This window comes from Paraliomyxa miuraensis, assembly GCF_026337845.1.
GTDB lineage: Bacteria > Myxococcota_A > Polyangia > Nannocystales > Nannocystaceae > Paraliomyxa > Paraliomyxa miuraensis.
The window spans coordinates 102,348-119,620 of record NZ_JAOVZF010000151.1 but is presented as its reverse complement, the minus strand read 5'-3'; the positions used below and the strand labels follow the sequence as shown (position 1 = coordinate 119,620).

Genomic DNA, 17,273 nt, shown 5'->3' with positions numbered 1-17,273 from the left:
CTTCACCGCTCGTCCCCCGTCCGCTCCACCACCTGCACCGCCCCGATGCGGGCGAGCGCGTGGAGCAACTCCAACAGCTCGCCCCGCTCGGCGGCCCCGGGAGCACGCTGCGCAGCATCGACCAGCCCGTCCACGCGCCTCGGGCGATCGCCGCGAACGCCCTCCAACAGCGCTGCGATCCGGGGCTCGTCGCGGAGCTCGAGCACGTGCCCCTGGGCAGCAACGACGAGCCCTGCCTCGCGAAGCTGCTCGACGCGGATCGGTCGCCCGGGAACGCATCGCACCACCGCGTCGTCTCCGAGCTCGACCCCGTCGACGAGCGGCGGGGCACCAAACCCCAGCGCGGTCTCGAGGCGCAGCAGCTCCACGGCCAGCGAGCGTCGCACCGCCTGCCGGGCCGCGCGTGGGTCGGGGACCACGGCCTCGATCGCCGTGCACGCGGCCTCGATCGCCTCGAGGTCGACCCGTCCGTCGCGAGTACAGCTCGGCTCCTCGAGCTCGCCCACGCGACGAAACCACTGCTGTCGATAGTGCCGCCACAGCAGCTGGGGGGTCACCTGCTCGCTGCCGAATGCGAGGTTCACGGTGAGGCTGAGCGTGCCCTCGGGGTTCTCGGCCACGTGATGGTAGGAGGATGGCCAGTAGACGAGGTCGCCTTCCTGCGCGTCGATCACGATCGAGTCGTCGAGCAGCGCCTCGTAGCGCGTGCTACGACCGTGCGCCACCAGGGCCGCTTCGAGCACCCCATCGCCAGGCCACAGGCGCAGGCGCTTGCGACCACGCACCACCACCATCAGGGTCGAGTGCGGATCGCGGTGGAGCCCAAAGCCCGTGAACCGCCCGTCGCCCAGGAACACCCCGATCGAGGAGTGTCGGGGCGAGGTCCCGGCCACGATGGGCCCGACGAGCTCGGTGGCCGCCAACCACAGCGGTCGGCTCACGTGGTCGAGCTCGTCTGCGATCAGCGCAAAGCCGCGACCACCGACCCGCGCCTTGGCCCGCGCATGATAGCCACCGAGGTCCTCGCCTCGCTGCGGCAGGAGGTCGCCCACGTCGGCCTCGACCTGCATGGTCTCCACGAAGCAACGCATGCGCTGGGTCCCCATCCCGTCGCGGCGCATGCGATCGGCCGCGGCGCGCAGCGCATCCATCACCAGCGCCTCGCTCGCAAACGGCCGGGACCACGGCGCCGGCACGTGCACGGGTCGCTGCTCCCAGGCGAGCCGAACCTGCTCGTACGTCCGCGTGAGGTCTCGATCGGTGTCGGGCATGTCGGCTCACACGGCTAGCAGAGCAGCAGACGACTCCAGCTCGGCGGACGTTCCGAGCCCATCGACGACAAGACCAGCGCTCCACCGAGCCGACCGAGCAAGGTGGCCCCCGCTCGAGCACCCCTGGGCTCGCCTACGAAGTGAGGCACGAGCCGGGCATCGATCCAGGCCTGCGCCGCCGCTCGCAGCGATCGCCGCCCGGATGCCCCATGGAGACGAGCCAGGCCGTACACGACACCGGCGGATCCGTGGCACAGGCACCCCGCAGCGCTCGCCTCCGGCTCCCTCGCCCCCAACGCGGAGCCGAGCGTCCAGCGCTCGGCCTGATCGATGGCCCAATCGCACCACTCGGGCCGAGCCAGCGCTCGACCCGCGCGATGCATGCTCATCGCCACTCCCACCGCTCCCGAGCACCAGCCCAGGCCGATCGGACCGGGCCGATCATCGAGCGACACCCACGCCGGCACGCCGCCATGGCGCTCGACCTGCGCCACGAGCCACGAACACACCCCTTCGAGCAGCTCGGATGCCCGCGAGCGCTCGATCCCCCGCTCGACCAGACCGCACAGCAATGCGACGGCCCCTGCTGCTCCATCGGCCATGCCCAGGTCATAGCGGCCGCGCGGGTGCTCGATGCCCACGAGCGGGGAGAGCCAGTGCGGATCGGTGTAGAGCGCGATGCCCTCGGGGCGAGGCACCGCGCAGACCTCCAGCCGGTCGAGCAGTGCAGGGGCCCACCGAGCGTCACGGGATCCTTCGGCGCGCTCGAGCAAGTAGCCGCCAGGAGCCGCAGCGCCCGCACGCAGCCCGTAGGACATCGCTCGCGCTCCTCGTACGCAGGCCTGCGCGGCGTCGTCGAGCTCGACCAGTAGATCGTCGGCCTCGATGCCGCTCCACGCCGACGTCTGCAACACCGCCAGGGCCCACGCCGCAGCGAACGGCCCCACGAACGCCCCGAAGCGCCCGGGCTCCGACAGCGCCTCGCCGACTCCGCGGCTCACCAGCGCGGCCACGTCATGGTCGCCGTCGAGATCGGCGTAGAGCAGCAGCATCGCGAGGTGTACGGCGTCGAGGCCGTCGACGCCCGCGATGTTGGCGTCGACCCACTGCGTCACGAGCTCGCGGTGGTGGCGAGCGACCGCAGGATCCACGATGGGGCTCCACTCCATGACGCGGTTGACGATTGAACCATGGAGCGCCACCGCGGGACAACGCCGGCGTCACCAGCGACGAACGTCGCTCACATGCCTGGTTGACACCCGACAACCTCGTATGAAGCACTCGCCCCGACCATCGACCCATGGAACACGCGGTTGGTTTCGCCCACGGCTCACACTTTGGGACGATCGGACCGATCCCAGGGACGAAAGCACATTGCCCTCGCCATCGTCGACGCATACCCTCGACTCTGCCCTCGACCAGTCGTGTCGCTGCTGCGTCCGGTTGGTCATCGGTGATCCGTCAAGAAGGAGACCTCGACCATGAGTGACAGCAACGGTATCAAGAAGCGCATCAAGCTCGACAAGCAATCGGTTCGCGTGGATGAAGACGCGCTCCAGAGCGTCAAGGAAGGCAGCAGCCAGCCCAGCATCTTCTTTGGCCGCGTCGGCCGCTGTACTGCAACCGGCTTCTGCTACAACACCGGCGTCAGCCATACCGTCCCGTAGCCTTGGCATCGCTTCTTCGCGCTGATTCCAGGGCTCGCGCGAGTTGGGAGCCGCTGTCCGTCGGGGCAGCGGCTCGATTCGTGGAGCAGGCGCTCGAAGACCTCGCCGTCGAGCTCGCCAACGCCGACCCCGGAGCCCGGAGCGCCACCGAGCTTGCCGACGCGGCCGTGTTCCTCGCCCATGCCGGGCAGCACCTCGCGCGCCCCGAGCTCGCCACTCGCTCGCTCGAGCTGGCCGCGATGGCGGTCGAGCGCGCCGATGGTCATGCGGGCCTGGGCCTCTACGACGGCCTGGTGGGCGTCGCCTGGGCAATCGAGCACATGCTCGCGCACCCCCAGCCAAGGCACGACAGCGAGCCGCGCGGATGGAGCTGGGACGATGATCCGACCGAGGACGTGCACGACGTGGTGCTGTTCGAAACGGTGGATCCCGAGCCCAGACATGCGGCGGAGCTCGCCTACGGACGCGTGGGCCACGGCGTGCTCGAGCTCGAGCGCCTGCTGCTGTCGCGCCGTGACAGCCGCCGGTTGCTCGCCGCCATCGCCGACCGCCTCGAGGGTGCGGCCCTGAGCACCACCCACGGCGTCACCTGGCGCGCGGCGGCCAGCGACGCCGACCACTACGAGGACCTCGGGCTCGCGCACGGCAGCGCTGGCGTGATCGCGTTCCTGGCCAGGCTGGTGCGGCTCGGGATCGCACCGCATCGCACGGTGCCCTTGCTCGAGCGCGCCACGGCGCAGCTCTCGAGCCATCGGCTCCACGACGGAGGATTCCCGGGAAGGGCCTACCAGGGCCGGCCGCCCGTAGCGAGCCGCCTGGCGTGGTGCTACGGCGACCTCGGCGTGGCGGCGGCGCTGTGGGGAGCGGGCACGAGCCTGCAACGAGCCGAGCCGTCCGAGCTGGCGGTCGACGTGGCCGTACGAGCGGCCGCCCGCGATCTGGCCAGCGCCGGTGAGCCCGACGCCGGCTTCTGTCACGGCGCGGCGGGCCTCGCCTTCACGTTCCAGCTGCTCCATCACCTCATGCGAGCCGAGCCCCTGCGCGACGCAGCACGGCGCTGGCTCGAGCATGGCCTCCACCTCGCGCGCCCTCCCGCCGACCGCGCTCCCTGGGGAATGCTCGAGGGCCTCGCGGGGATCGGCCTGGCTTGGGTCGCCGCGATCTCGCCACGGCCACCCCACTGGGCCTCGCGATTCTTGCTGTGGCCCGACTGACGCACGGCCTCCCTAGCCCACCACCGCGTCGGCCTCGATCTCGATCAGGAACTCCTCGCCGATGAGACCGGCCTGCACCATGGTGGTGGCCGGTCGATGCTCGCCAAAGAACTCCGCGTGGGCCCGTCCGAACTCCTCCCAGCGGGAGATGTCGGTCACGTACATGCGCGTGCGCACGATGTGCTCGCGGCTCGCCCCGAGCTTGGTGATCGCCTCCTCGATGATCTCGAGGCAGCGTCGCGCCTGCCGATGGCCGTCGCCGGGCGCATGCACGACCCCGCCGGGATCGAGCGCCACCGTGCCGGTCACGTAGACGTGATCACCGGCCCGAATCGCGCGGCAATAGCCAGCCTTCTCTTCCCAGGGGGCTCCCGATTGGACGCGCTGGCGCTGCATGGCCCCACGATAGTCACACCGCTGCCGTCAGTACAAGAACGGCACCAGGGCCCGCCGCGAGCGCGGGTAGTCGGGGAAGCGCTCGAGGTACCAGCGGTGGGTCTCCACCGCGCGCGGCACCAGGTTGGCGGCCGACAGCGTCAGGATGAACACCCCGGGCAACGACCACGTGAACAGCGTGAAGCCGGTCCAGCACATCAGCTCGCCCAGGTACTGCGGATTGCTGACGAACGCGAAGCCGCCCCCGCGGGGGATGCGATAGACCTTGTCTCCGCGCTCCACCTCCTCGCGCGTGCGAAGGTTGCGGAGGATCGCATCGGAGTGGATGTTGAGCAGCAGGCCCGCGGCGTAGAGCGCCACCCCGAACAAGAATCGTGGATCGGCGAGCCACTCCTCCGTGAAGTGCTGGCCCAGGCGCGAGAAGAACGTGCCATTGAGATAGCCGTGCATGGACGTCACGACGATCCCGGTGCCCCACACCGGCAGCCCGAAGGTCGCCCCGCCTCGCTTGGGCACCCGGATGAGGTACGGGAACACGAAGCCGCGGTTGAGGTAGTGGATGCCCCAGATCCCCGCGAGGATCATGGGCACCGTCTCGCACGCGCGCGGCCCCGAGAGGAAGCACGGCCAGAACACCAGCGTGGCCGGCAGCTCCATGAGCATCCACCCCAACCGGGCGTTGACGGCGAGCCAGCCTCGCTTGGCGGCGAAGCGCCCGTAGGGCGCCTTCATGAAGCGCATCGACACGGCGGTCATGGGCACCATCAAGAGCGCCACCACCAGCACCGTGTCGAAGAACGAGTCGTCGGTATACCAGAGCACGAGGGCCCAGAGCATAGCGAAACGCCGCCCACCGTGGTACGTGAGGGCGTGCCATCCCCCCCCGACCTCGATCCCCTCGCGATCGTGGAGGCATCGCCCGCCGCCGTGCTCCGCAAGGACCAGTCGGGGTGGGTCGGCCTGTTCTCCTCGGATGCCTTCATCGAGGATCCGGTGGGAGCCGCCCGCTACACCGGGCCCCAGCGCATGGCCGCGTTCTGGCGGGTGTTCATCGCGCCCCAGCGAAGCGTCGTGTTCCGCCCTCGCCGCGAGTTCGTGTCGCCCACCGTGGTCGTGCGGCAGGTGACCATCGAGACCGTCACTCCCGTGGCTGCCGAGCCGCTCGAAGTCGAGGCGATCCTCGAGTACCGCCTGCGGGGCTCGATCATCACCTCGATGCGCGCGTTCTGGAACCCGCGCGGCCCGGTGATCTGGCACCTGCAACGTGGCCTTCGCGGCTGGCTCGGGCTCGTTCGCCACGGAGGGCGGCTGCTGACCGGCCTGGGTCCCGGAGCCGCGCTCGCATTCGGGCGCGCGATGATGCCTGCCCTGTCCCCCCAACGAGCGCAGTCCCTGTTCGCCGAGCTCGCCGCGGCGCCGCGTGACGCGTGGCTGCAAACCATGCGCGACGTGAACATCGAGGCCATTGGTCTGCCCGACCAGTCGGGACCCGGCCACGAACCCACCCGCGACCCAACCTGGGTATGGGCCGGCCTACGCGGCGAGGGCGGAGTGCGACGGGTCGAGGCCGTCACGATCGGAGGAAGCCATGCCGCCGCGATCCTCACCGGCAATGGCCCCGACGTGGCCGCGATCGCCAGAGTCGAGCATGGCAGGATTGCCGAGCTCCTGCTCTTGGGTGGGTCCTCCCCAAGGAGCGTCCACTAGCCCCGACCACGCGCAAGCGGCAGAGGCGCCCGGGCGCACGGCATCGTCGTCGGTGGCGTGAAAACCTCGGTCCAGGCGGGCGGAGAAGTCCCGACTAGCCCGTCGACTGCCCATGGCGGTATGGCTCTGTGGAAGAGGTCCAACGCCGCCATGGCACGAACACCCGGTGAAGAGCCGCCAGAGCCCCCCCCGCCGGCCGACATCGACGATGTGTCGCTCGAGCGGCTCGCCGAGGCGCTCGAGGACATCGACCTGCGCGTCTACAAGCCGGGAACGATCACCCGCCGGGCCCATCGCCGCATGGCCTCGATCGGGGTCGACGACTTCGAGAGCTACCTCGTGCGCCTTCACGAGGACCGAGAGGAGCGACGAGCGCTCGCGCAGGAGCTGCTGATCTCGGTCACCGAGATGTTCCGCGACCCCGAGGCGTTCGACGCCCTGCGCCGACTGGCCATCGATCCGATCATCGAGAGCTTGTCGCCGCAGGAGTCCTTTCGCGTCTGGGTTCCCGGGTGTGCCACCGGGGAGGAGGCATACTCGATTGCCATCGTGGTGCTCGAGGCGCTCGCGCACCATGACCACCCCGCATCGCTCCAGGTGTTCGCGACCGATGTCGACGAAGAGGCCCTCGCGGTCGGCCGGGCCGGGCTCTACCCCCCCACCATTGCCGACCAAGTCGGTCCGTTTCGACTGCAACGATATTTCGATGCGATCGAGGGCAAGGGCCATCGGGTCACCAAGCAGGTGCGGGATGCCGTCTCGTTCGCAACACACGACCTGGCCAACGACCCGCCATTCTCGCGAATGAGTCTCGTCAGCTGCCGCAACGTGCTCATCTACTTGCGCCCGCCGACCCAGGAGCAAGTGCTCAACCTGCTCCACTTTGCCCTGCAGCCCGATGGCTACCTGCTGCTGGGCTCATCGGAGTCGACCGGGCCACGGCGTGGCTCGTTTGCTACGGTCTCCAAGAAGTGGAAGATCTTTCGTAGAGTGGGTGCTTCACGACTCTCGTCCATCGCGCGGAGGGGAGCATCCACCACGAATCGCCGCGAGGAGTCGAGCACGTCCATGGGCCCACAGAACCGTCCAGGCTCGGCTCGGGTGCGCTCGAGGGGTGGTGGTGACGATCGAGTCCGTCGGGCCATCCTCGGCGCTCGGGTCCCGCCGACCATCGTCGTGGACGAGTCCGGCGCGATCCTCTACATGCATGGTGAGCTACGCCCGTACTTGCGCTTTCCCGAGGGCGACCCTCGCTTCGAACTCTCCGACCTGGTCGACCCCGAGCTCGCAACCCGCGTGCGCGCGGCGCTCTACAAGTGCCGACGCGAGGAGCAAACGGTGGTGGCGACCTCGAGCCCCGACTCCAGCCGGCTGGAGCGCATCAGGGTCACCGCAACGCCTGCCTTCGAGATCGGCGACGGCGTCGTGCTCGTGACCTTCGAGCCGCTCGCCGGGCCCTCCTCGCCTCACTCTCCCGTCGACACCCCGCAGCAGGATGCCGTCATCGAGCTGCTCGAGAAGGAGCTCGAGGCCACGCGCGAGGACCTCCGCAGCACGGTCGACGAGCTCGAGTCGTCCAACGAGGAGCTGCGCTGCGCCAACGAGGAGTCGACCTCGATGAACGAGGAGCTCCAGTCGGTCAACGAGGAGCTCGAGGCCACGACCGAGGAGCTGCGCTCGCTCAACGAGGAGCTGAGCACGGTCAACGCCCAGCTCCGCGAGAAGGTCGAGCAGCTCGAGTCGGCCCATGACGACATCGCCAACTTCTTCTCCAGCGCCCGGATCGCCACCCTGTTCCTGGACGAGCGACTCTGCATCAAGCGCTCGACCCCCGCCGCCAACGAGCTCGTTCGTCTCGATGCCCATGATCAAGGGCGCTTCGTGGGCGACATCGCCCGCGAGCTGCTCCAGAACGATCTCGTCCAGCAAGCCCAGCAGGTGCTCGACCACCTCGAGGCTCGGGCCGACGAGATCCAGACCACCGACGGCCGGTGGATCATTCGACGCGTGCTGCCCTACCGCACCGAGACACGACGCATCGAGGGCGTCGTCGTCACGTTCGCAGACGTCACCGACCTCAAGACCACGGCCGAGCAGCTGGCGGTCCGCGAGCAGCAGCACGCCGTGATCGCGCGCCTGGGCTTGCGGGCCCTCGAAGAGCCCGACCTCCAGACCTTCCTCGAGCACGCCGTGCGCGAGGTCCAGCTGACCCTCGGCACCGATCTGTGCAAGGTGCTCGAGCTACAGCCAGGAGGCCGGACCCTGCTCCTGCGTGCGGGCGTGGGCTGGCGCGAGGGCCTGGTGGGCCGCGCCACGGTGGAGGCGGATCTCGACTCGCAGGCCGGCTACACGCTCCAGAGCCCCGGCGTGGTGCTCGTCGAGGATCTCCAGCAAGAGCGGCGCTTCAAGGGCCCCCCCTTCCTGGTCGGCTACGACGTACGCAGCGGACTCTCGTGCGTCATCCCGGGCCTCGGCGGACCCTACGGGGTCCTGGCCACGCACGCCCGGAGCGCTCGCCGCTTCTCCCCCGAGGACGCCCACTTCCTGCAGGCCGTTGCCGCAGTGATCGGCAGCGCCATCCAGCACCACCAAACCCATGCACGCCAGGTGCTGGAGATCGCCGTGGCCAGGGCCTCGGTCGAAGCCGACGACCTCGCGGATGCGATCGCCCGGTTCCATGCCAGCACGTCCGAGGCCCTCGGCCTCGACGTGGTGGAGCTGTGGCTGCCGAGCGCGGACGGCCACGCGCTCGAGCGCAGCGCCATCCATGCCACACCCCCGCTCTCACCGCATCAGATCGACCGGCGCCTGCCCCCGGATCGACTCGAGCTCACCGATGGAATGAGCGTGCCCTGCCGGGTGCACCTGTTGCGCCACGCGGAGTGGGTCACCTCGCTGCTCCCCCGTCGTCACTTCCGTCGCGTCGAGGAAGCCCGGCAGCTCGGCCTGTGCTCGGGGCTGGTGTTCCCGATCACGATCGGCAACGACTCCATCGGGGTGGTGGTGTGCCTGTCCCGCGAGCAGCTCCATGCCGACGACGTCCTCCTTCGCTGCCTCGAGGGCATCGGCCGCTCGCTGGGCGAGCTGGTCTCGCGCAAGCTCGCCGAGGCCGACCTCCGGCGCTCCGAAGCACGCTTCCGCCGGGTGCTCATGAGCTCCCCCGTCCCCCTGATGGTCCACGACGACACGGGCAACGTCGTGGACCTGAGCCGATCCTGGACCGAGCTCACCGGCTATTCGCTCGACGACATCCCGACCACCGAGGCCTGGGTGCACGCGGCCTTTCGCGAGCAAGCCGCCGAGCTCATGGCGATGCAGCGGGAGGTATGGGACTCACCACCGCACGAGCACGGCTACGAGCAGGAGATCTGGACCAAGGGTGGTGCCCGCAAGACGCTCTCGTTCCTGGCGGTCCCCCTCGGGGAGGCCGCCGACGGTCGCCGCCTGAGGCTGGTCTCCGCCAACGACGTGACCAAGCAGCGCCGCATCGAGCGGGAGCTGGTCGAGGCCAACCGCCAAAAGGACGAGTTCATCGCCATGCTGGGGCACGAGCTGCGCAATCCCCTGGCCGCGGTCAACAGCGCGGCCGAGCTGCTCAGGCTGCCCCAGCTCGACCCCGAGCGGATCACCCGCATCCAGATCATCGTCGAGCGTCAGACCCGCCACATGGCCAAGCTGCTCGACGGCTTGCTCGACGTCTCCCGCATCGCCCGCGGCAAGATCAAGGTCGAGCGGCGCTTGCTCGACCTTCGGAGCACCACCGAGGGCGTGCTGGGCGACTTTCGAGACAGCCAGATCATGGGCGAGCGCGAGCTACGCTGCACCGTGGCCAGCGAGCCGCTATGGGCCGAGGTCGACTCCGTGCGCTGGATTCAGATCCTCGACAACCTGCTGTCCAACGCCGTGAAGTACACCCCGGCCCCGGGCCAGATCGAGATCGGGCTCGAGCGCGAGGGCCACCACGCGGTGCTCGTGGTTCGCGACTCCGGAGAGGGCATCGACCCGGAGCTCCTGCCCCACGTGTTCGAGCCGTTCCGCCAGGCGAACCAGAGCCTCGATCGTGCGCGAGGCGGTCTCGGCCTGGGGCTGGCGCTGGTCAAGCGGCTCGTCGAGCTGCACGGAGGCACGGTGCGAGCGCATAGCGAAGGTCTCGGCAAAGGGGCGGAATTCACGGTGCGAATCCCCCTCGCCAAGCCGCGCTCGGCCTCGCACCACGACCCCACCGTGGCATCGAGCGCACAGCGCATCCTCCTCCTGGAGGACAACGAGGACGCGGCCGAGATGCTTCGCTCCGCGCTCGAGCTGCACGGCCACGAGGTCACCGTGGCGCAGGATGGCACCGCGGCGATCGAGCTGGCCCGCACGCTCGCCCTCGACGCGGTGCTCTGTGACATCGGGCTGCCCGGAGACCTCACCGGCTTCGACGTCGCCGCGACCCTGCGCGCCGATCCGCGGACCAAGCACATTCCGCTCATCGCGCTCAGCGGGTATGCGCGTGACGTGGACGCCCAGAGCAGCCGCCTCTCTGGATTCGACGCCCACCTCCCCAAGCCGGTGCCGCTCGACCGGATCGAGCACGTGCTGCGCATGCTCATCGAGGCCAAGCAAGAGGTCGAGTAGGCCCGGTCACGAGCCCCGGCGCCGACGCCAGCCCACTGCCAGCAGCCCCAGGAACCATGGACTCGTCCGCCACCGCGACGAGGACCCCGCCCGGCATGCGCAGCCCTCCTCCTCCTGGCCTTCGAGCGGCGCCCCGGTGGTCCCGGAGCTCTCTTCGCTGCTCGTGCTGCCGCTGGCGCTGCCCTCGTCCCCCGTCCCGCCGGGCGCCGCCGTCTCGTCACCGACCTCGCTGGTCGAGCCGGCCTCACCGGTGCTCCCCGTGTCACCCTCGCCGGGGCACTGCTCGGCACGAACCATCTCCAGCATGGCGATCTCGTTGGTGATGATGCTGTCCACGTCGAGCGCGAACAGCTCGGCCATGCGAGTCGGATCGTTCACGGTCCACACGTTGAGCTCCAGCCCCGCCTCGCGCACCGTGGTGACCGCCGCCTCGTCCACCCCTCCGTCGGTCAGGTTGAGCGCATCGAAGCCCGCGTCGGCGGCCGCCATCGACGAGAACGCCGTGACCACCAGGAAGCCGATGTAGATCCCCCCGTCCTGGGCTCGAACCTCCTCGAGCAGGCCCAGCTCGAACGAGCTGATCGTCTGCAAGCGCGGGGTGGGGTCGGCCGCCAGCACGTCGAGCACCGCCGTCGCGAATTGTGCATGGGTCGGCTCGGGGCAGCCGTCGCCGCCCGCCTTGAGCTCGACGTTCACATCGAGCTCGATCGCCTCGAGCACCTCCTCGAGCGTGGGGATCTGGACCCCCATGCCCTCCATGGGAGAGCCCACCCCGGCATCGAGCAGTCGGAGCTCGTCGAGCGTCAGCTCGGACACGCACCCCATCCCATCGGTGGTGGCATCCACCAGAGCATCGTGCATCAGCACCGGGATTCCATCGGCCGAGAGCTGCACGTCGAACTCCACCATGGTCGCCCCTTGCTCGCCCGCCGCGACCAACGAGGGGATCGTATTCTCGGGGTACGGGTTGCCCGCGGCGGTGTTCCCCGCGCCCCGGTGCCCCACCGAGATCGGACGCCCATCCACGCAGTCGGCCCTGGCTGCGGGCAGGAGGGCCATCGAGATCGGGAGCATCGACCCGACGATCCAACGAAGGGAGGGTTGACGGTGGGAGCGGCGAGGAGTTCGGCGGGCCATGCCTCCGATCCTATCCGAAGTCGTACCCAGTCATCAGTACGAGTGCTCGTCGAGCTCGACCTTGCCGCGAAACACCCAGTAGACGGTCGCGGTATAGGTGGCCACCAGCGGCATGCCGATCATCGCGATGATCGCCATCAGCCGCAGCGTGGCCTCCGACGAGGCGGAGCGCCAGATGTCGAGGCTCGGCGCGCTGCTGCTGCTGACCACGAGGTTGGGATAGAGCGCGGCCGCGGCCAGGAACGTCAGCCCCGCGATCGAGGCACACGACGAGGCGAACGCCTGCAGCGGCCGGTCGCGCACCAGGCCTCGCGGAATGTTGGCCAACGCCAGCCCCACCAGCACCGGCATCGCCCATGCGAACGGCCAGCGCTCGAAGTTGAGCAGCAGGTGGGGCACGCCGCGCAGCGCCATCCCGGCCACCACCAGGTTGAGACCGACGAACACGAAGAACGCCACCCAGGCCCAGCGCCGCACCTCGAGACGCAGCGCGCCCTCGACCTTGAGCTGAAGGTAGAGCGCCCCGTGCATGGCCGCGCCCGCCACCGCCAGCAGGCCCACCGCCAGCGCGAACGGCTGGAGCAGTCCCGACAGCCCTCCCACGTAGTAGCCCTCGGCAGACAGCTCGATGCCGCCGACCACGTTGCCCAGCGCCACCCCGAACACCAGCGTCGCCACCAGGCTCGACAGGAAGAACGAGAAGTCCCAGTACGCTCGCCAGAACCTCGACGTGCTCTTGCTGCGAAACTCGATCGAGATCGCCCGCCCGATCAGCGACAGCAGCACCAGGATCACGGGGAGATAGAAGCCCGACAGCACGGTGGCATAGGCATCGGGGAACGCCGCGAACAACGCCCCACCAAACGTCACCAGCCAGACCTCGTTGCCGTCCCAGAGCGGCCCGATGCTGTTGAGCACCAGGCGGCGCTCGGTGTCGCCTCGCACCAGCGGGTGAAGAATGCCCACGCCCAGGTCGAAGCCATCGAGGATCGCGTAGCCCATCAAGAGCACGCCGAGCAGGCAGAACCACAGCACGTGCAAGTCCATCAGCGCGACTCCTCCTCGCGCTCGTCCTCGCGTGCGGATCGCGAGAGCGCCACCGAGCTACGGGCGGCCACGTCGGCGCTGGTCTCGGTGTAGGAGTGCCCGCCTCGCCCCATCCCGACCGCCGCCGCCGCCACCACCAGGCTCTCGCTGGCCGAGCCGTCGCGCGGCCGCGGCTCGGGTGGCCCGTGGCGGATCTTCTCGTTGACCACGTACAGCCACACCGCAAGCAGCGCCAGGTACACCAGCCCAAACGCGATGATCGACACCAGCACCTGCTCGCGCGGGACCAGGGCCGAGACCGCATCCGACGTGCGCAGCAGCCCGTACACCACCCACGGTTGGCGCCCCACCTCGGCCGCGACCCATCCGGTTTGGTTGGCGACGTACGGGCCGATCACCGCCACCACGAACGCCCACAGCAGCCACCGCTGCGAGAACAGCCGCCCCCGCCACCACAGCACCAGCGCCAGCGAGGTCATGCCGATGAACAGCATGCCCAGCCCCACCATCACGTGATAGCTGACGAACGGCACCACCACCGGGGGCCGGTCCTGCGGCGGGGTCTGGTCGAGCGCCTGCACCGGCCGATCGAAGTCGTCGTAGACCAGCAAGCTCAGCATCTTGGGGATCGCGATGCCGTACTCGACGCGCTGCTCCTCCACGTTGGGCCAGCCCATCAGCCACATCTCGGTCCCGTGGTCGGCGGTGACGAAGTGCCCCTCGAACGCCGCGAGCTTGGCGGGCTGGTTGTGTGCGACCGCCCGCGCCTGCGAGTGCCCGCTGACCAGCTCGCCCCACGAGGCCAGCGCTCCCACCCACAGCGCGATGACGAAGCTCTTGCGGGCGAAGTCCTCGTGGCGGTGCCGCAAGAGGTACCACGCGCTGATGCTCATCACGAAGAACGCCCCCAGGATGAACGAGCCGAGCAGCACGTGCCCCAGCCGGTGCATGGCCGAGGGGTTGAACACCATCGCCCAGAAGTCGGTGATCTCGGCGCGCAGCGCCCCCTCGTGCTCCACCAGGCGGAAGCCGGCCGGCGTGTGCTGCCACGAGTTGGCGATCACGATCCACACCGCCGAGAAGCACGAGCCCAGGAACACCATCACGGTGCTCAGGAAGTGCATGCGCGGACCCACGCGGTTCCAGCCGAACACCAGCACGGCCAGGAACCCCGACTCGAGGAAGAACGCGAAGATGCCCTCGGCCGCCAGCGCCGAGCCGAACACGTCGCCCACGAAGCGCGAGTAGGTCGCCCAGTTCGTGCCGAACTGGAACTCCATGGTGATGCCGCTGGCCACCCCCACCGCGAAGTTGACCGCGAAGATCCGCGTCCAGAACCGGGCCATCGCTTCGTACTGAGGATTGCCCGTGCGCAGGTACAGGCCCTCCATGACGACCATCAGCAGTCCCAGGCCGATCGACAGCGGCGGGAACAGGTAGTGGAACATCACCGTGAGGGCGAACTGAGCCCGGGAAAGCTCTACGAGGGTGAGATCCATCGTGACTCGCTCGCACCATAGCAAGGGGCGCGGCCCCCGGTCAGGGACCGCCGTGCCGGCCGAGCGCCGCGTACCCCTCGTCGACCCCACCGGTGCGGGAATTCCCGCCCGCCGCCGCGTCCTTGCGCCTCGAGCGCAGCCCCGTCGAAGATTTTCTCGGGCGCTCGTGAACGATCCACCGCGCTCGTGCATACCTGACCCCGACGCTTCCACCATGACTCGGGGACGCTCGGACGAGGATCTGCTCGAGGCGATCCGTAGCGGCGACCTACGGGCGTTCGACGAGCTCTACGCCCGCTACGAGCGGCGCTTGTTCGGCTACCTGCGCCGGATGGTGGAGGACCGCGACCTCGCCGAGGACCTGCTGCAGGACGTGCTGCTCACCGTGATCCGCGACCGCAGCTACGACGCCACCAAGGGTCGCTTCGCCGCATGGCTGTTCACGGTGGCGCGCAACCGCTGCCTCGAGCACCGCCGCCGTCTCGCCGTGCGCGAGGCGGCCAAGCCCCCGCCCTCCCCCGCGGCGCCGTCCCCCGACCTCGAGGAATCGGTCGGCCGTCTGCAGGCCGTCCGCGCCGCCATGACCGAGCTCTCCGAGGCCGAGCGCCACCTGCTCCTGCTCAAGCAAGTGGGCGAGCTGACCTACCGCGAGCTCGCCGACATCCACGGGGTACCCGAGGGCACGATCAAGTCACGCCTGCACGCGGCCACCAAGGCGTTCCGACGCCGCCTGGCCGAGATTGGACACGGCTAGCCATGCATTGCCACGACTGCGAGCCCCTGCTCATCGACCACGCCTGCGCTCAGACGGACGATCCCATCCACACCGAGGTCGCACGACACCTCGCCGGTTGCTCGGTCTGTGCGCTCGAGTATTGCCGCCTACGGGCCGACCTCGCGGGCATCGTGGAGGCGCACGCAGAGGCGCCCCATGCCCGCGTGTACACCCGCCTGCGTCGGCAGGTGGCCGCCGAGGTTCGCCCGCGCTGGTGGACTCGCTCGTGGCACCTGCTGCTGCGACCGATCCCCGCCTACGGGGCCGTGCTCGTGGGCCTGCTGCCCCTGGCCCTGTGGGTGGCTTCGTCGCTCACCCGAGACTCCGGTCCACCACCGACCACGGATCCCCTCGGCATGCCCCCGGCCGCCTCCCTCTCGCACTACGACGCGATCTCGCTGCCCCCTGCCCACCGCGACGTGCTGTGAGCACCCCTGCCCCGACACCACGAGGACCCTCGCCATGATGATGCTCCGTCACCACCTCCCCCCCACCTTGCTCGGTCTCGCGCTGCTGCTCTCGGCCGCTTGCGATCATCACGACGATCTCGGCCCCGGTCACGAGGACGAGGTGGGCGAGGACGCGCTCGCACGCGCCGCCGACTCGCCCGCGGCCGAGCACGCCCCCGCGGCGGCAGCGAGCCCCGCCGCCCCCAGGCACGACCCGCAGGATCCGCAGAAGCACCACGAGGACCTGCTCGGTCGCGAGCGCGCCGTGCTTCCCGGGGCCAAGCCCGCGTTCGATGAGCTCGCCGCGCTCATCGCCACCAAGTACGTCGATGGACCGCTGACCGAGGACGAGCTCTACACCGCCGCCATGGAGGGCGTGCTCGCACGGCTCGAGCAGCTGCCCGGGCACCGCATCAACGAGCTCTTGTCCCCACGCGAGCATCACGAGCTGCTCGTGGGCACGTCCGGTCGCCTCGTCGGCGTGGGCATCATGCTCGAGCGCGTCGCCGGCGTGGTCGTGGTGCGCGAGGTCATCACCGGCGGCCCCGCCGAGCGCAGCGGCCTGCGTGCGGGCGACCGCATCCTCGGGATCGACGCCGAGCGCATCAGCGAGCTCGACCTCGAGACCGTGGCCGATCGCATTCGCGGCCCCGAGGGCTCCACGGTGGAGCTGTTCGTCCAGCGCGACACCGAGGAGTGGAACGAGACCATCACCCGCGGCCTGGTCGAGGTGCCGAGCGTGCAATCGACCGTCTTGAGCGAGGGCCTGGGCTATCTACGGATCACCTCGTTCTCCAAGCAGACCGTGGCCGAGCTCGACGAGCAGCTCGCGTCGCTCGCCGACCGGGGCACCAGCCGCCTGGTGCTCGATCTGCGCAACTGCCCGGGGGGTCTGCTCGATCCCGCGGTGGAGACCCTCGGCCGCTTCGTGCCGCCGGATCGGCCGGTGCTGACCATCCACGAGCGAGGGCGCGAGCCGCTCGTGCGGCGAAGCGAGGGCGAGCACCCTTCGCAGGCGTGGCCCCTGGTCGTGCTCATCGGACCCAAGACGGCCTCGGGCGCCGAGATCGTCGCGGATGCAATCCACGAGCACGACGGCGCGGTGTTGCTCGGCGAGCCCACGTTTGGCAAGCACACCATCGAGTCGGTCCACGAGCTCCCCGAGGGCTGGGCCGTCAAGCTCTCGGTCAGCCGCTTCGCCACCGCTTCGGGGCAATCCACCCAGGGGCTCGGCGTACAGCCCGACATCCGCGTCCCCAGCGACCAGACCGCCAAGCTCGCCCCGATCCACCAGCTCGATCCACGCGCCGATCCCCCGCTGGCGGCCGCGATCACGCTCCTGCGAGAGTGACGCGCCTCCCCGATGCCGATCCCCCCGATGCCGACGTACGGCACGGCCAACGACGGGGATACGGCGTACGGCTCGCCCGCGCGCGCGGTCGACCGCCGACGACGACCGACGACGACCGCCGCCGCCGACCGCCGACGGAA

Annotated in this window: 14 protein-coding genes; 7 read left to right on the top strand and 7 right to left on the bottom strand. The window is 69.8% G+C overall.

All coding sequences use genetic code 11. The features are described from left to right. Window positions 1–2 precede the first annotated feature (2 nt). Window positions 3–1,271, bottom strand: coding sequence for a JmjC domain-containing protein (locus OEB96_RS18545; RefSeq protein ID WP_266217457.1), 1,269 nt, complete (start codon window positions 1,269–1,271; stop codon window positions 3–5). 14 nt (window positions 1,272–1,285) lie between these two features. Further along, the gene (locus OEB96_RS18540) at window positions 1,286–2,440 is read right to left on the bottom strand and encodes a lanthionine synthetase LanC family protein (RefSeq protein WP_266217455.1); all 1,155 of its coding nucleotides are present in this window, start codon (window positions 2,438–2,440) and stop codon (window positions 1,286–1,288) included. A gap of 312 nt (window positions 2,441–2,752) precedes the next feature. On the opposite strand from OEB96_RS18540, the gene OEB96_RS18535 reads away from it, so the two are divergent. Both OEB96_RS18535 and OEB96_RS18530 read left to right on the top strand, forming a co-directional pair. Next, a complete protein-coding gene (locus tag OEB96_RS18535; RefSeq protein WP_266217453.1) occupies window positions 2,753–2,938 on the top strand; it encodes a hypothetical protein in 186 nt (61 codons plus the stop codon). Window positions 2,939–3,018: 80 nt separating this feature from the next. Continuing rightward, window positions 3,019–4,152, top strand: a complete 1,134-nt coding sequence (locus OEB96_RS18530) for a lanthionine synthetase LanC family protein (RefSeq protein ID WP_266217452.1) — start codon at window positions 3,019–3,021, stop codon at window positions 4,150–4,152. A 12-nt stretch (window positions 4,153–4,164) separates the two neighbouring features. Here the strand turns inward: OEB96_RS18530 and OEB96_RS18525 are convergent, their stop codons facing one another. Both OEB96_RS18525 and OEB96_RS18520 read right to left on the bottom strand, forming a co-directional pair. After that, window positions 4,165–4,548 (bottom strand): RidA family protein, encoded by a 384-nt coding sequence (locus tag OEB96_RS18525; protein ID WP_266217450.1) that lies wholly within the window; start codon window positions 4,546–4,548, stop codon window positions 4,165–4,167. A 27-nt stretch (window positions 4,549–4,575) separates the two neighbouring features. Further along, window positions 4,576–5,370, bottom strand: coding sequence for a methyltransferase (locus tag OEB96_RS18520; protein ID WP_266217449.1), 795 nt, complete (start codon window positions 5,368–5,370; stop codon window positions 4,576–4,578). Between the two features lie 48 nt (window positions 5,371–5,418). Between OEB96_RS18520 and OEB96_RS18515 the strand changes: the two genes are divergently transcribed. Further along, window positions 5,419–6,255 carry a nuclear transport factor 2 family protein gene (locus tag OEB96_RS18515; protein WP_266217448.1) on the top strand — a complete coding sequence of 279 codons (837 nt, stop codon included), beginning with the start codon at window positions 5,419–5,421 and terminating at the stop codon, window positions 6,253–6,255. Window positions 6,256–6,405: 150 nt separating this feature from the next. Continuing rightward, window positions 6,406–10,875 (top strand): CheR family methyltransferase, encoded by a 4,470-nt coding sequence (locus OEB96_RS18510; protein ID WP_266217446.1) that lies wholly within the window; start codon window positions 6,406–6,408, stop codon window positions 10,873–10,875. Between the two features lie 6 nt (window positions 10,876–10,881). On the opposite strand, the gene OEB96_RS18505 is transcribed toward OEB96_RS18510, so the two are convergent. From OEB96_RS18505 to OEB96_RS18495, 3 genes are all read right to left on the bottom strand, one after another. Next, a complete protein-coding gene (locus OEB96_RS18505) occupies window positions 10,882–11,949 on the bottom strand; it encodes a glycerophosphodiester phosphodiesterase (RefSeq protein WP_266217444.1) in 1,068 nt (355 codons plus the stop codon). A gap of 96 nt (window positions 11,950–12,045) precedes the next feature. Then, the gene (cydB, locus tag OEB96_RS18500) at window positions 12,046–13,059 is read right to left on the bottom strand and encodes a cytochrome d ubiquinol oxidase subunit II (protein ID WP_266217443.1); all 1,014 of its coding nucleotides are present in this window, start codon (window positions 13,057–13,059) and stop codon (window positions 12,046–12,048) included. Beyond that, on the bottom strand, window positions 13,059–14,558 hold the full coding sequence (locus tag OEB96_RS18495) for a cytochrome ubiquinol oxidase subunit I (RefSeq protein ID WP_266217441.1): 1,500 nt from the start codon (window positions 14,556–14,558) through the stop codon (window positions 13,059–13,061). Before OEB96_RS18495 ends, cydB begins: the two co-directional genes overlap by 1 nt. Window positions 14,559–14,772: 214 nt before the next feature. Here OEB96_RS18495 and OEB96_RS18490 point away from each other — a divergent pair, with 214 nt between their 5' ends. The 3 genes from OEB96_RS18490 to OEB96_RS18480 are packed head-to-tail and all read left to right on the top strand — an operon-like array spanning window position 14,773 to window position 17,133. Further along, window positions 14,773–15,312, top strand: a complete 540-nt coding sequence (locus OEB96_RS18490) for an RNA polymerase sigma factor (RefSeq protein ID WP_266217439.1) — start codon at window positions 14,773–14,775, stop codon at window positions 15,310–15,312. 2 nt (window positions 15,313–15,314) lie between these two features. Next, on the top strand, window positions 15,315–15,761 hold the full coding sequence (locus OEB96_RS18485; RefSeq protein ID WP_266217437.1) for an anti-sigma factor family protein: 447 nt from the start codon (window positions 15,315–15,317) through the stop codon (window positions 15,759–15,761). 34 nt (window positions 15,762–15,795) lie between these two features. Continuing rightward, complete coding sequence (locus OEB96_RS18480) at window positions 15,796–17,133, top strand: S41 family peptidase (RefSeq protein WP_266217436.1); 1,338 nt, start codon at window positions 15,796–15,798, stop codon at window positions 17,131–17,133. The last annotated feature ends 140 nt before the right edge of the window (window positions 17,134–17,273 follow it).